This window comes from Aeribacillus sp. FSL K6-8210 (genome assembly GCF_037963925.1).
Lineage (GTDB): Bacteria > Bacillota > Bacilli > Bacillales > Aeribacillaceae > Aeribacillus > Aeribacillus composti.
In genome coordinates, this window is sequence record NZ_CP150172.1 from 2,979,712 (window position 1) to 2,994,234 (window position 14,523).

Here is a 14,523-nt window from a genome sequence, read left to right on the forward strand (position 1 = left end):
ATATACATATAAAGAAAGAGAATAAACCAAGCCTTTTCACTGCTTGCTGAAACCGGCTATTTAGCAAGTTTATTATAATCATATTTCCCCAATGAACGGAAGAAAGGATGGTGGAAGCTCAATGGAAACAGATACTTTTATTGCAACCTTTATTAAAGTGTATTTTATTGCGTTAGGAGTCATTTTCGGCGGCTCGTTAATCGGCGGTATTGGCGCATATATTACAGGCGATGCTCCTCTCACCTCCATTTTCAGAATGGCAAACAAATTGAAAATTTGGGCTCTTGTTGCAGCTATTGGAGGGACGTTTGATGCGTTTTACAGCTTTGAACGAGGGATTTTTGAAGGAGCGACAAAGGACATTGTGAAACAGATTTTGTTAATCATTTCCGCCATGGGCGGTTCTCAAACAGGCTGGCTCTTAATCTCTTGGTTCACACAGGAGCATGTTTCGCAATGAGAATCCCGCCTTATTATAAAAAGCCTTCATGGCAGCGTTTTTTTGCCGGAGTTGCCGTAGGAGCTCTTATTAGCTGGGGGTTTTTTCTATATTCCTTTGGCTATTACCAAGAAAAACAAGTAAAAATCATTTCAACACAGCAAGAAACGATCGAACAATTAAAAAACGACATTCAAATTTGGCAGAGGGATTACAAAGAGCTAAATAAGAGAAACTTAGAATTATTGACTGTACAGGATGTCAAAATCGAAATTAAAAATGCGGAAAAATATAAGCTGGATGAATTAATGAAATATTCGATTGAAAATACGATCAAAAACGATTTAGCTGATTTAATTGCAAAAGATATTGACAGTGTTGTGAAAACAAGGCATTTAATTGCCAAAACGATTGAAAATAGAAAATATAAAATAGATGACAAAGAATACAACGCTACTGTCGTGGAGCTTGTCATTACACCGACCATTATTGTTGAAGTAGAATTGAAATTGAGCAAATAATAATGCCAACTTTTCTCCTATTATGAGGAGGGAAAAAGCGCCCTCCTTAAGATGTTTTACATAAAGCGACCAGCTCTTGAATGATTTGATCCGCAGTTTCCCAGCTGTCGATCGTAGCTCCGGCCGCAAGCGGATGGCCTCCGCCTTTAAAGCGTTTTGCAAGCTCATTGATCACGATTCCCTTCGAGCGGAATCTGACCCGAATTTCGTTGTTTTCCTCGACAAACAGCACCCACGCCTTGATCCCTTCAATATTTCCTAAAGCACCGACGAGCTGTGAAGCTTCGGAAGGAGTGACGCGGTATTCGTCCAATAGTTCTTTAGGAAGCTTTATATAAGCGGCCCCTGAATCAGTCAAAACGAAATTTTGCAGGACGTAACCGTTCAGCTTCGCCACATTAAGTTTCGTTTTATACATTTCGTCGTATATTTGCGTAAATGAAAACCCATAGTCTATAATCTCGCTTGCATATTGGAACGTTTTTTTCGTCGTATTTGAAAACAAAAATCTTCCTGTATCCCCAACAATTCCGGCATAAATGAGACTGGCTGCTTTTTTCGATAATGTTAAGCCTTGATCTTTGCCAAATAGATAAAATTCATAAATCATTTCGCTGACAGAGCTGGCAGATGTGTCTACCCAGACTATATCTCCATAAGGATCTTCATTTGGATGATGATCGATTTTGATCAATTTTTTCCCTTTATCATATCTTTGATCGCAAATTCGTTCTTGGTTTGCTGTGTCACATACGATGACGAGCGCTTCTTGATAGACGTCATCTTGAATTTCATCCATTTTGTACAAAAACGTTAAAGAAGGCTCATCGTTGCCGACTACATATATGTTTTTTTCAGGAAACGATTCTTTTAACAATTCCGCAAGCCCGCACTGAGAACCGTATGCATCAGGATCCGGCCGGACATGTCTATGTATAATAATCGTATCGAATGCTTTTATTTCATTTAAAATCTGTTGTTTCATTTCAGCTCTCCTTTATCATCATAAATGTTTTATTTCATCATTTACTAATGGTAAAATGATAATCGATACTTAGATGGAGGTTGACATCATGCCTGTTTTAGCTATCCTAACGGTCATTTCTTTATCTTTTTATGTTTTTTACAAAATCAAATATTTTCGCACGAAACGTCCGATGGAAAAAAGCTGGATTTCATCTAAATCTAGCATTTCTCTAGGATTGTTTGTCTTCTTTTTCGGATTAAACCAAATGTTTTTAAACCGATCCACTGTTGCGCTCATCGTCGGTGTTGTTTTTATTATAACAGGTTGTCTGAGCATTTGGGCAGGATATAAAGCTTACAAATATTATTTGCCTTTGGCAATCAAAGAAAGCGAAAATACCCGCTAAGAAAATTATATAGGAGAGACTGTCCTTATTTTTCAGACAGTCTTTTTTTAATTACGATCCATGATTTGCACCATTAACATAGCTTTGCCGACTAAAGTGTTTTCGTGGAATACTTCCACATCAATTTTCCCGAATTTTCGACCCACGTCTAATATTTTCGGATGAATTTCAATCATGCTTTCCATTTGAACAGGTTTCAAAAAATAAATCGTCATATTCTCAACGACAAGCTCGCCTTTCTTTTTTTGTCTCAAATGATAATTGGCCGCTTCTGTAACTAGAGTTGTGAAGGCACCGTATGAAATGGTACCGAACTGGTTTGTCATTTGCGGTGTTACTTCACATTTAAAAATGTTTGATTCTTTTGCTTCATCAGAAAGATTGATCATCTGCCTCGTGATGATGTCATCAATTTTTTCACCTGTGTGCGGCTGCCGTTCAATTGAATGGAGAGCCTTTAAAACGTCCTGTCTGGAAATCATACCTGATAGGCGGCCGTTTCCGTCCACAACAGGCAATACTTCAATTCCTTCCCAAACCATTATTTGCGCAGCTGAAGCGACAGATGTTTTTCCTGTAACGGTTATCGGGCTTTTTGTCATCACTTTTTCAATGGATGTTTTTCGATCTGACGTCATAATATCCTTTGCCGTGACAATTCCAACAACCTTCAAACCTTGATCAATGACCGGGAATCGTCCGTGTCCAGTTTGCCGGTTGTATTCAAACCAGCGTTCAATCGGATCATTCGGGGTTAACGTGACAGTTTTTTCTAATGGGGTCAAAATGTCCTCCACTAACACGATTTCCTTTTTGATCAGCTGGTCATATATCGCTCTATTTATCATCGTAGCCACTGTAAAAGTATCGTAGCTAGTGGATATTATCGGGAGCTCGAGCTCATCCGCCAGTTTTTTTACATAATCATCTGTGTCAAATCCCCCGGTTATTAAAACGGCGGCACCCGCTTCCAAAGCCGACTGCTGAGCTTTTGTCCTGTTGCCGACAATGAGCAAGTTTCCAGCACCTGTATATCTCATCATCGCTTCCAATTTCATGGCGCCGATAACGAATTTATTTAAAGTTTTATGAAGACCGGCCCTGCCGCCTAACACTTGTCCGTCGACAATATTGACAACCTCCGCAAATGTGAGCTTTTCAATATTGTCTTTTTTCTTTTTTTCAATTCGAATGGTGCCGACCCTTTCGATTGTGCTGACAAAGCCTTTATTTTCCGCATCTTTAATCGCACGATAGGCAGTTCCTTCACTGACATTCATAACTTTGGCAATTTGTCTGACAGAAATTTTATCTCCGACGGGCAGGGACTCAATATAGTTCAAAATTTGTTCATGCTTTGTCGCCAATTTCTTCCCTCCTTTTAAGTTACATGATTGGCGAATTCTTCAAACATTTACTTATTTTTTCCTAAAATTTACTGTTTAGCAAACAAATGCTTGGAACTCATAATACGTAAAATGAACGGCTAAAAGCCGTCCATCAAAAATCTCACAGTTCGATTGTTTCTCCTGGTTTCAATAGGAGACCGACACCGTCTGGAAGCTTGGAAACAAAATCTTCAGGGTTTTGCTGGATCACTGGGAACGTGTTGTAATGAATCGGCACGACTTTTTTAGCTCGAATCCATTCTGCTGCTGTAAGAGCATCCTCCGGCCCCATTGTATAATTATCGCCAATCGGCAAAAAGGCTAAATCAATTTCATTGCGTTCTCCAATTAATTTCATATCAGAAAACAATGCTGTATCGCCTGCATGATAAATCGTTTTGTCCTCAGCTGTCAACAAAATTCCTGCTGGCATGCCAGTATACACAATGTTTTGGTTATCTTCCGTATAGCTGGAGCCATGGAAAGCCTGAGTCAGCTTTACTTTTCCAAACTCAAACTCGTATGCTCCCCCGATGCTCATTCCATGGGTTTTAATCCCTTTCCAGCTCAAGTATGTAGCCAGCTCTGCAATCGCCACGACTAACGAATCATTTCTTTTTGCAATCTCAACCGTATCCCCTACATGATCATTATGGCCGTGTGTCAACAAAATGACATCTGCTTTCACATCTTCAACCTTCAAATCAGTTTGCCCGTTCCCATTAATGAACGGATCAATGATAATGTTTTTCCCATTTGTTTCAATTTGAACGATGGAATGACCGTGAAAGGAAACCTTCATAAAAAAACCCTCCTTTTTGAATCTACTTTCATTTTACTGGAAACTTATGCTTTTGAAAACGTTTTATCGTTATTGATGAAATCGATGAATGACATTAGCGGCTCCCGTCGCTTCAATTATGGCGCCTGTAATAAAATCTGACTGTTCATCGCACAAAAAGGTTATAATTCTTGCGATATCTTCCCCTGTACCTGATCTTCCAATCGGCGTGTTCACGTCAATATGCTTTCTAGCTTCTTCAATGGTCGCCTCTTTCATTTCCGCCGTAATGTTTCCTGGACAAACCATATTCGCTGTGATGCCGTTTTCCGCCTCTTCAATAGCAATCGTTTTTGTCAAAGAGACTAGTCCGGTCTTAGCCGCGCTGAACGCCGAGCGGTGAAGCCAACCTGAAGCATCCCCGGCACCTTGGAAGCCGTAGGTAATGATTCGGCCATACTTTTGTTTCCTCATAATCGGGATTGTTCGTTTCACTAAATGAAACACCGAGCTTAAATTTCCTTCAATCATTTCATACCATTCCTGATCAGAATAATCAGCAAGCTTTTTCCTCTCAAATATATACGGACCCGCATTATTAACTAAACAGTCAATACGGCCAAAGCACTGATAAGTTTGATCAATCAGCCGAATTAAATCTTCCTTTTTCGTCACATCACATCGTATAAACAGCAAACGGTCGCGCATAGAAGCATATTTTTCCTGCAGTTGTTCAACTCCTGTTTGATTATTGTGATAACTGACCGTCACGCTGTACCCCTTTTCCAAAAATAATTCGGTCACCTTTCGTCCAAGACCTCTTGAGCCTGCCGTAACAATTGCATGGCGCACCCATCAATTCCTCCCTTTATTTACTACAATCATTTTACAATAATTTTTTAAAATGCAAAAACGGAATAGCTTCCACGATTTTTATCAGCAAGAGGTTGGAATGCAAGTACAAGGCGGCCTTTCCATACAAAAAAGCGGGCACAATGAGTACCCGCCTGTTTCAGCTTATGCGCAGAAGACTGATTTTTCATTGAAGGTCTTTATTCAATTAAAACAAATGGAGTTGGATTTATATAATCGCCTTTGCTTTATTGATTTGCTCCTTTACTTCCTTAAATCCGGTTCCACCTAAGCTGTTTCGTTTGTTGACCGCTTCGTATGGGTTCAGAACTTCATATACATCATTTTCAAACAGAGAGGATGCTTCCTTATACTCTTCTAATGGCAAGTCAAGTAAATAGATTCCTTTTTGAATGCATTTATATACAAGTTTCCCGACTACTTCATGAGCTTCGCGGAAAGGAAGACCTTTTTTCGCCAAATAGTCAGCGAGTTCAGTAGCGTTTGAAAAATCCTGCTTCACCGATTTTTCCATCTGCTCTTTATTTACTTTCAGCGTTTCGATCATTCCCGTCATAATTTGCAAACAGCCCTCTACTGTTTTTACAGTATCGAACATGCCCTCTTTATCTTCCTGCAAGTCTTTGTTATAGGCAAGAGGGAGACCTTTTAAAACCGTCAGCAAACCGACGAGATTGCCGACGACGCGACCGCTCTTCCCTCGAATTAATTCCGCCATATCCGGATTTTTCTTTTGTGGCATGATGCTGCTGCCGGTCGAATAAGCGTCATCCATTTCAACGAACTGGAATTCCTGCGAGCACCATAAAATTAATTCTTCGCAAAATCTTGAGAGATGAATCATCAACAGCGAGCTGTTGCTCATAAATTCAACAATAAAATCCCTGTCGCTCACCGCATCCAGGCTGTTTAAATAAACTTCATCGAAGCCTAAAAGCTCAGCCGTATATTTCCGGTCAATCGGAAAGGTTGTCCCAGCTAATGCGGCAGCGCCAAGCGGACTGATATTAATCCGTTTCAAAGATTCTGTAAATCTAGATTTGTCACGCTCAAGCATCCAAAAATAAGCCAATAAATGATGGGCAAATGAAACCGGCTGCGCCCGCTGCAAATGTGTATATCCCGGCAAAATCGTCTCAATATGCTGTTCAGCTTTGTTTACAAGCGCTTTTTGCAATTCTCTGATCAGTTCCACAATGGCTTCAACATGTTTTTTTAAGTATAGATGCATATCGGTCGCCACTTGGTCGTTGCGGCTTCTTGATGTATGCAGCTTTCCGCCGATCGGTCCGATTTCATCTATTAACATTTTTTCAATGTTTAAATGAATATCTTCATATTGAACGGAGTATTCAAGCTCCCCATTTTTTGCTTTTTCCAAAAGACGGTGCAGCCCTTTTTCAATCGCTTCTCCTTCCTCTTTTGTTAAAATGCCGCACTTGGCAAGCATTTTAACATGGGCGAGGCTCCCTTGAATGTCTTCCTCTACGAGCTGTTTGTCAAACGTGATCGACGCATTGAATTCGTCGACCCATGCTTCGGGCGTCTTTTGAAAACGGCCGCCCCAAAGTTTTTTCATATTGTCACCTTCTTGTTTTTCACGATGCTGTTCACCGCTGTTGGAAGGCCGAACAGTTTAATAAAGCCGACTGCTGCTTCATGATCAAATGAATCTTCTTGCGTGTAGGTGGCCAGCTTTTCATCATAAAGCGAGTACGGAGATTTTCTTCCTTCTACAATTGCGTGCCCTTTATACAATTTTACGCGCACTGTCCCTGTTACATATTTTTGAGTTTCTTTCAAAAATGCTTCCAATGCGCTTTTCAGCGGAGAGAACCAAAGACCGTTGTAAATAAGCTCGGCAAGCTTTTGTTCGATCAGCGGTTTAAAATGCGCTACTTCTTTAACCTGTGTTAAATCTTCCAATTCTTTATGCGCTTTGATCAATGTCATAGCCGCAGGGCATTCGTACACTTCGCGCGATTTAATGCCGACAAGTCTGTTTTCCACATGATCGATTCTGCCGACGCCATGTTTTCCAGCGAGCGCATTCAGCTTCAAAATTAGTTCATCTAACTGCATTCTTTGACCGTTCACTGCTACCGGTACGCCTTGTTCAAATTCAATTTCAATGATGTCCGCTTCATCCGGTGCATTTTCAATGGAAGAAGTCAGTTCATAGGCATCCTCAGGCGGTGCAGCCCATGGATCTTCTAAAACTCCGCATTCATTGCTTCTTCCCCATAAGTTTTGATCGATGGAATATGGGCTGTCCAGATCAATCGGAATTGGAATGTCATGCTGTTTCGCATATTCAATTTCCTCTTCACGCGACCATTTCCATTCCCGAACAGGTGCCAAAACCTCCAGCTCAGGATTTAACGCTTTTATGGAAACTTCAAAGCGCACTTGGTCGTTTCCTTTTCCGGTACAACCGTGAGCAACTGCGACAGCGCCGGTCTTTTCCGCTATTTCCACTAATTTTTTGGCAATGAGCGGTCTTGAAAGAGCGGAAACAAGAGGATATTTACCTTCATAAAGGGTGTGTGCCTGAAGGGCGATCAACGCATATTCTTCCGCAAACTCTTTTTTCGCATCTATAATATAAGATTGTACAGCACCGACTTTTAGTGCTTTTTCTTTAATAAACTCTAAATCCTTCCCTTCCCCAACGTCCAGACAGCAGGCAACGACGTCGTATCCTTTTTCTTGCAGCCACTTGATGGCGACAGATGTATCTAAACCTCCAGAATAGGCCAATACTACTTTTGGTTTTGACATGTTCATTCTCCTCTCCGATGTATACAAAATGAATAAAAATACTTTTTTATTCATAAAAATGCAATCATTAATTAAAAATGTAACAGTTTTGCTGACTTTTTTCAATAGTTTTTTTAAAAAAGCATTATTTGTTTATGATATAATTTGCATAATAAAAAATGGAGGAATGGAAATGTTTGAATATAACGAAAGATTGGGGATTCCTCTTCCTGCATTCAGCAAGCATTGGGAGGAATATCCAAATGAGGTTCAACAGCAAATTTTATCGGATTGGGAATGTATACGTGGACAAATCCCTGACCGCATTAAACATTTAGAAGCGATAATAAATAAAAAGCAAGAGCAGTTGAATGACGAAGAGGATTTTGATCTTTCGTGCAGACTAAATGAAGAAATCAGTGAGATTGCTTCCATCATCAATGATTTATGGCTTTGGTACCGGATTGATCCGCATATAACAAAAGCTTGAGAAATTATATTTTCATCTCAAGCTCATCCCTTCATAATGATGTCTATATTGATAAAATTTATGTGCAAACTCAATGGCCACTTTCATTGAACGATAGCGAATGCCGCCTCCGATCATTAAGCTTAAAATCGGTTTTCCCCGAATTGTTTTATATTTGAATGTTTGCACGGCAATGCATTTTAAGATTTGGTTTACAGTTTGATGGTTGACAAATGGTTCGTTCTGCTCATAAAAATAAGCATCATCTCCATTTTGTAATTCCTCTTTTAGTTGATTCCACGCTTCAAATTTTAAATGTTTCGGCATTAAAGAGCTGTGAAAAACCTTTAGAGACAGCATCATTTCATAAGGTGACGAAACTTCATAACCATACGCAAGAGATAATGTTTGCACAGCCCGCATATGAAAAATTATTTGCAGCACAATATCTGCACTTAGCGAAAAAACACCACTGGAAGATGCGATTCCTCCTTGAATAAAGGAATACAGCCGCTGCTTCGCCATTTCCTTCTCAGCCAATTGATAGCATTCTTCTAAAGGGAGCTTTTTTAAATCAGTGATCGTTTGAACTTGATCGGAAATAACACGTGCAAATGAGAGGATCCGCTTCCGTGTTTCTGAATAGAAGATCGAGCTTTGCAAAATCGAATGCATATGAAACAAAACGTAATCGACCTTCTCAAACATTTCTTTTTGAATATGCTCAGGAAGGTCATTCAATCTTGTTTCCAGCCATTTGTCAAATGGAAGCGTGCATTTACATGCACATTTTTCCAACTCTTCCTCCCAGCATTTCATTTGATTTACCCAGCTTTCTTCCAAAATGGCCCCCAAAAATGCACCGCCTTTCTTTTTAAACAAATGCTCGCAAATATACAATGATATTATATCACGGAATTGATATAACTCTTAAGAGTCGAGCATTGATAAAATCCAATCCTTTACATCTATCATCCGATTATACTTCGGCAATCGCTCTGTCCCTGAAACGATGATTGCTGCTAAAGAGTCATGCTGGTGTAAACCGCCATGACTCGCACCGCCCACATGCACTGGAGATGACCCGTACTTGAATTCAAAGCCAGGATAAGCGCTAATCATAAGAAATTGTCCTTTATGTGACAAAGCGGCTGCATGTAATCTTGCCAGCGCATCCGGATATTCCCCGTACTTAATTCGGCTTCCTTCCGTGAAAATATCCAACACTTCAATGTCTCCGTTTAAAGTCCACATACTTCCATACGGATCTTCCCATTGACCTCCTTTTTTAAACATCAGCATTCCTTCCCGCCGCCCTGAAACAACTTTTATTTTTTCCTCTTCTTCCCGCCAAGCGATGACATCGATGCGTGCATCTGTTTTCAAAATGTTTGCAATTTCTTCAAGCGAATGGTTCGGCTGTAATAAATATACGAACGCCATGCGTTGATTGACCGCAAGTACGATATCATCATCCTTCCGTACACCTTTTGACAGCTTGGTAATACGATATGGGCTGAGTAGCTTTTCTAAATGGATCAGAGGATTTTGATTTCTCGGGCGGACAACCGCTTGGCCGTTATCGCCCATAATGATCCAAACATTGTTCTCCAGCGCTTCCTCCCATGAATGAAAGCTGTCTAACACTTTTTGCAATTCACGATCTGTTTTTACGATTCCTGACAGATCCTCAACTCCTTTTTTATGTATAATTTGATCCATATCAGGAAAATAGACCATTGTAAAAGGAGGCAAAGAATGATTTTTAATAAGATAAATAAGCTCCTGAGCAGAAAATCGATTATTAAAGCCAAATCTTTGCCAGAAGTGTCCATACTTTGCAAATGGGTTTTGTTTAATGAAGGAGCCGTAAGTTAACAAATCCGGTCCCTTAACAGTAAGGCTTCTATGAAAAGTAGGCAGCAAAGATAATAAAAACGGAAGCTGCATTACTTTTTCCTGACTTCCTCGATAGAGAAGTCCATTAATAGACGCGGAATTTTTCCCCTTTTTGCTCAGTTCTTCAAAAATGGTTGCGGCCTTTTTGTTTAAATGCTCATGATTTATATTGTACAGCGGATCCTTTAATGAAGTTGCGAGCCCCAGCTGTAAAAGCTCAGATGCATTTGTTCCATAATTAATAAGACGCTTTTCTTCATCATGAAACCAGACTAATCCTGGAACGTGATGCACATCTGAGTAATGCCCGGTAAGCAGACTGCTTTCCACATTGACGGACATCGTCGGAAAAGGACTGATAATTTCTGAAGCAGTACCATGCTTCATGAAAAAGGCGAAAGCCGGCGCCATTTTATTGTCTACTGCTTTTTTCAAAAAAGGGAGCATGAGAGTATCGATAATCAACAATATCACATTTTTTTTAGCCATTTTGTTCCATCCTCATCGTTTATTTGCTATTAGAATTTGTCTAGAAGGTGAAAATCATGCAAAAAACTCCGGTTTTTTAACCGGAGCAATATTAAACGCTATTATCATTCTCATCACCCTTCAATCATCACTACTTTATTTTTGAAATAAAAAATGTTGGAGGGAATGAATCATTTTAGTTCCCCTGCATCGTTCATCATATAAATAGATTATTTCCACTTTTTATTGGTAAAAAAAACAACCTCCTTTCATATCCATTTCGGAATATGAAAAAAGGTTGCGTTGGTTACGAGTTCAGGTTTTGCTGTTATCCCTCGGCAAAACCTTATAAATTCGCTATTCTCATTACATCTCTTGCAATCATCACTTCTTCATTTGTCGGTATAACTAGAACTTTTACTGGTGAGTGTGGATAGTTAATAAACGCTTCTTTTCCACGTACTTTGTTTAAGGCAGGATCCCAATAAACGCCCATAAATTCCAATCCCCGCAGCACTCGTTCGCGGACAACGTCACTGTTTTCACCAATGCCGGCGGTAAAGATAATCGCATCCACACCGCACATCCGCGCCGCATAAGATCCGATATATTTATGAATGCGGTCAGCAAAAACCGCCAATGCCAATTCGGCGCGAGCATTCCCCTTCGCTGCAGCATCTTCGATATCGCGCAAATCGCTTGAGAAACCGGATATTCCTAAAAGTCCACTCTTTTTATTTAATACATTAATAACTTCATCAGCGGTTTTACCTGTTTTTTCCATGATATATGGGATAAGCGCTGGATCAATACTTCCGGAACGAGTTCCCATCGCAACACCTTCAAGAGGCGTAAATCCCATCGATGTATCGATTGATTTTCCGCCTTCAACTGCTGCAATGCTGGCACCATTTCCTAGATGGCAGGAAATAAGCCGCAAATGCTTTAAAGGTCTTTCAAGCAATTGAGCTGCCCGTTCCGTTACATATTTATGAGACGTTCCATGGAAGCCGTATTTGCGAATTCCGTATTTTTCATAATAATCATATGGCAAACTGTATAAGTAAGATTGTTCCGGCATCGATTGGTGAAAGGCAGTATCGAACACCGCTACCGCTGGAACGTCCGGAAGCACCTTTTGGAAGGCGCGAATGCCAAGCACATTGACTGGATTATGCAAAGGCGCCAAATGAGAGAGTTCTTCAATTTTCTTTAAAGTTTCTTCCGTAATAAGCGCTGAGTCACTGAAGATCTCTCCTCCATGTACAACCCTATGACCGATTCCGTCAATATCATTTAACGTCCGGATAATTCCATATTCAGTTAATTTATTTAGCACAAGCTGTACCGCTATTGAAAAATCGGTAATTTGACAACTTTCTTTCTTTTCTTCTCCGTTAACATATATCTTAAAAAATGATTGGTCCAAACCAATCCTTTCAACTACCCCTTTTGTTAAAACTTCTTCATTCGGCATTTCAAACAATTTAAACTTTAATGAAGAGCTTCCAGCATTTACAGCTAAAATCTTAGGCATGTATTTTCATTCTCTCCTTCTTTTTGTTGATGAAACTTTTTTAAAAATTCCTGCATGTGACATAGAAATTAGCAAAATATGTGAAACACCAGACTTGTCTAATTTTAAAAAGAGAGATGATCGCTCTATACATTTAAACATTGATAAAGCAACATTTCAAGTGAAAAATAAATGTCTATCTGTATACAAAAATTTCTAAAAATAAAAAGCGCTTCCATCTACTTCCTAAATGAAACGGGAAGCCACTATTCGCTAAAACCGAAGATTTCTTTTCTCTAGTTTAGTTTTTATGAAAAATAGAAGAAATAAACCGAATTCTAAAAAAAAAGGCGACATGCTGTCACCTTTTAGTGTCTTCATCTTTTCATTTATTTGTCCGGACCCACTCATCAATTTGATCCATAATCGAAGCAAGAGCTTTTTTATTCGAAAATTTCGGTAGATCAACAAGCATAACCCGTTTGGGCGGTACAATTCCTTCTCCCTTTTTTTGCAAAATAAAGATGCTTTTTCGACTATTTTCCGATTTAAACATGGAGCGCGGGAGCTGCAACAGGCCTTGGATCACTGTATTTTCTTTTAGATATCGATTCAATTTTGGAGCTTCAGGCGTCTCAAAAAGATGGTTTGGTATAAGGAAAAACAAATAACCGCCTTCTTTTGTATAGCGGATGCTCTGCTCAATAAAAAGATGATGGGCGTAAGAATGGCCTTCATCAGCCTTCAATTCAAAATACTTTGCGACGTCATGATCGGGATAATAGCCGGCTGGCAAGTCGCACACCACCGCATCCACAGGGTCGATAAAAAGGTTTTTTAAGCTGTCCTGATTATAAAAGTCAATAGAATGCTTCTGCAAATTTGCATTCACATAAGCGATTTTAACTAACAAATCATTTATATCGATTCCAATGCTTTCAACTTGCTTTGCTTCCAGTTGGTTTAAGACAGCCGAGAGTAAATTACCCGAACCTACAGCAGGGTCTAAAATCATTAAATTTTTTTCATCTTGAAAAAATTTTTGCACAAGATAGCCGAGCAATATGCAAACACTGTCAGGAGTCATTTGGTGGATTTGCTGATTATCTTCCTTTAATCCTTTTAAAACAGCGAGCTGAAAAGCTCTCCGAATTTCTTCATTTGAGTAGTGATCCAAATGAAACGTCCGGTATATATTGTTCAGTTTTTTACTTGTAATTTCGCTAATGGAATCTTGAACTGCAGTTCCGTGAAACAGGTTTTCTCCTGTGTTCGCTACCGCTTCAATGTATGTACAATTCATCTCGTTTTTAATGATTTCTGCCGTCTCATTAATGAGTGAAAACAGTTTTTCAACATTTGAAAATCCTTGCATAAAGGCTTCCTCCTTTAAGCTCGTCACATCCTTTCATTTTAGCGTTTCATTGTTTTATAAGCAAGAAAAAAAGGACCTTGCATCAGGTCCTTAATTTGCTGCTTTTGCAGCTTCAATCGCCGCTTCATAGTTTGGATGATTTGTCGCCTCGCTGACATATTCTACATATGTTACATTATCGTTTGAATCAACAACAAAAACAGCGCGAGCAAGCAGACGCAATTCTTTGATTAATACTCCGTACGCCTGTCCGAAAGAAGCGTCGCGATGGTCAGATAACAATTGTACATTTTCAATTCCGTTCGCACCGCACCAACGTTTTTGCGCAAAAGGAAGATCCATGCTGATTGTTAAAATTTTAACATTATCCAGCTTGGAAGCTTCTTCATTAAAGCGGCGTGTTTGTGCATCACATACGCCAGTATCGATCGAAGGAACAACAGAAATGATTCGGACCTGCCCTTTTGTATCAGCTAAAGTAACTTCCGACAAATCATTCGCAAGCACTTTGAAATCAGGCGCTTTATCTCCAACCTTCACTTCATTTCCTAAAAGAGTTACCGGATTTCCTTTAAATGTTACGTTTGCCATTTTATCCCCTCCAAATCTATGTATAGTTTAACTATAGCTTGTTTTTGAAGACTTTTCAAAGAAAAAGTGT

The 14,523-nt window shown here is 39.6% G+C and carries 15 protein-coding genes; 4 read left to right on the forward strand and 11 right to left on the reverse strand.

Annotated features, from left to right (window positions below):
* Window positions 1-121 precede the first annotated feature (121 nt).
* Both NSQ41_RS14425 and ytrI read left to right on the forward strand, forming a co-directional pair.
* Entirely contained in the window at window positions 122-460 is a 339-nt protein-coding gene (locus NSQ41_RS14425) for a YtrH family sporulation protein (RefSeq protein WP_063387392.1), read from the forward strand.
* The gene (ytrI, locus tag NSQ41_RS14430) at window positions 457-960 is read left to right on the forward strand and encodes a sporulation membrane protein YtrI (RefSeq protein ID WP_066247820.1); all 504 of its coding nucleotides are present in this window, start codon (window positions 457-459) and stop codon (window positions 958-960) included. The genes NSQ41_RS14425 and ytrI overlap by 4 nt, the downstream gene beginning before the upstream one ends.
* Before the next feature lie 46 nt (window positions 961-1,006).
* Here the strand turns inward: ytrI and NSQ41_RS14435 are convergent, their stop codons facing one another.
* Window positions 1,007-1,945 carry a bifunctional oligoribonuclease/PAP phosphatase NrnA gene (locus NSQ41_RS14435; protein ID WP_130156151.1) on the reverse strand — a complete coding sequence of 313 codons (939 nt, stop codon included), beginning with the start codon at window positions 1,943-1,945 and terminating at the stop codon, window positions 1,007-1,009.
* Between the two features lie 88 nt (window positions 1,946-2,033).
* Between NSQ41_RS14435 and NSQ41_RS14440 the strand changes: the two genes are divergently transcribed.
* Window positions 2,034-2,333 (forward strand): YtpI family protein, encoded by a 300-nt coding sequence (locus NSQ41_RS14440; protein ID WP_339210202.1) that lies wholly within the window; start codon window positions 2,034-2,036, stop codon window positions 2,331-2,333.
* A 47-nt stretch (window positions 2,334-2,380) separates the two neighbouring features.
* Here the strand turns inward: NSQ41_RS14440 and NSQ41_RS14445 are convergent, their stop codons facing one another.
* From NSQ41_RS14445 to NSQ41_RS14465, 5 genes are all read right to left on the reverse strand, one after another.
* Complete coding sequence (locus NSQ41_RS14445; protein ID WP_066247825.1) at window positions 2,381-3,700, reverse strand: CBS domain-containing protein; 1,320 nt, start codon at window positions 3,698-3,700, stop codon at window positions 2,381-2,383.
* 142 nt (window positions 3,701-3,842) lie between these two features.
* Complete coding sequence (locus NSQ41_RS14450) at window positions 3,843-4,523, reverse strand: metal-dependent hydrolase (protein WP_063387387.1); 681 nt, start codon at window positions 4,521-4,523, stop codon at window positions 3,843-3,845.
* 69 nt (window positions 4,524-4,592) lie between these two features.
* Window positions 4,593-5,354, reverse strand: a complete 762-nt coding sequence (locus NSQ41_RS14455; protein WP_063387386.1) for an SDR family oxidoreductase — start codon at window positions 5,352-5,354, stop codon at window positions 4,593-4,595.
* Between the two features lie 229 nt (window positions 5,355-5,583).
* Window positions 5,584-6,954 (reverse strand): argininosuccinate lyase, encoded by a 1,371-nt coding sequence (argH, locus tag NSQ41_RS14460; protein ID WP_063387385.1) that lies wholly within the window; start codon window positions 6,952-6,954, stop codon window positions 5,584-5,586.
* Window positions 6,951-8,156, reverse strand: coding sequence for an argininosuccinate synthase (locus NSQ41_RS14465; protein ID WP_063387384.1), 1,206 nt, complete (start codon window positions 8,154-8,156; stop codon window positions 6,951-6,953). The genes argH and NSQ41_RS14465 overlap by 4 nt, the downstream gene beginning before the upstream one ends.
* Window positions 8,157-8,322: 166 nt before the next feature.
* Here NSQ41_RS14465 and NSQ41_RS14470 point away from each other — a divergent pair, with 166 nt between their 5' ends.
* Entirely contained in the window at window positions 8,323-8,625 is a 303-nt protein-coding gene (locus tag NSQ41_RS14470) for a hypothetical protein (protein WP_144597841.1), read from the forward strand.
* A gap of 12 nt (window positions 8,626-8,637) precedes the next feature.
* Here the strand turns inward: NSQ41_RS14470 and NSQ41_RS14475 are convergent, their stop codons facing one another.
* From NSQ41_RS14475 to tpx, 5 genes are all read right to left on the reverse strand, one after another.
* Window positions 8,638-9,459, reverse strand: coding sequence for an EcsC family protein (locus NSQ41_RS14475; RefSeq protein ID WP_339210203.1), 822 nt, complete (start codon window positions 9,457-9,459; stop codon window positions 8,638-8,640).
* 75 nt (window positions 9,460-9,534) lie between these two features.
* On the reverse strand, window positions 9,535-10,992 hold the full coding sequence (locus NSQ41_RS14480) for an alkaline phosphatase family protein (RefSeq protein ID WP_063387383.1): 1,458 nt from the start codon (window positions 10,990-10,992) through the stop codon (window positions 9,535-9,537).
* Between the two features lie 325 nt (window positions 10,993-11,317).
* Window positions 11,318-12,508, reverse strand: a complete 1,191-nt coding sequence (locus NSQ41_RS14485; RefSeq protein WP_094246339.1) for an acetate kinase — start codon at window positions 12,506-12,508, stop codon at window positions 11,318-11,320.
* 364 nt (window positions 12,509-12,872) lie between these two features.
* Window positions 12,873-13,862 carry a class I SAM-dependent methyltransferase gene (locus NSQ41_RS14490; RefSeq protein ID WP_339210206.1) on the reverse strand — a complete coding sequence of 330 codons (990 nt, stop codon included), beginning with the start codon at window positions 13,860-13,862 and terminating at the stop codon, window positions 12,873-12,875.
* Between the two features lie 90 nt (window positions 13,863-13,952).
* Window positions 13,953-14,453: a thiol peroxidase gene (gene tpx, locus NSQ41_RS14495; protein ID WP_063387376.1), complete on the reverse strand. Its 501-nt coding sequence runs from the start codon at window positions 14,451-14,453 to the stop codon at window positions 13,953-13,955.
* Window positions 14,454-14,523: the final 70 nt, after the last annotated feature.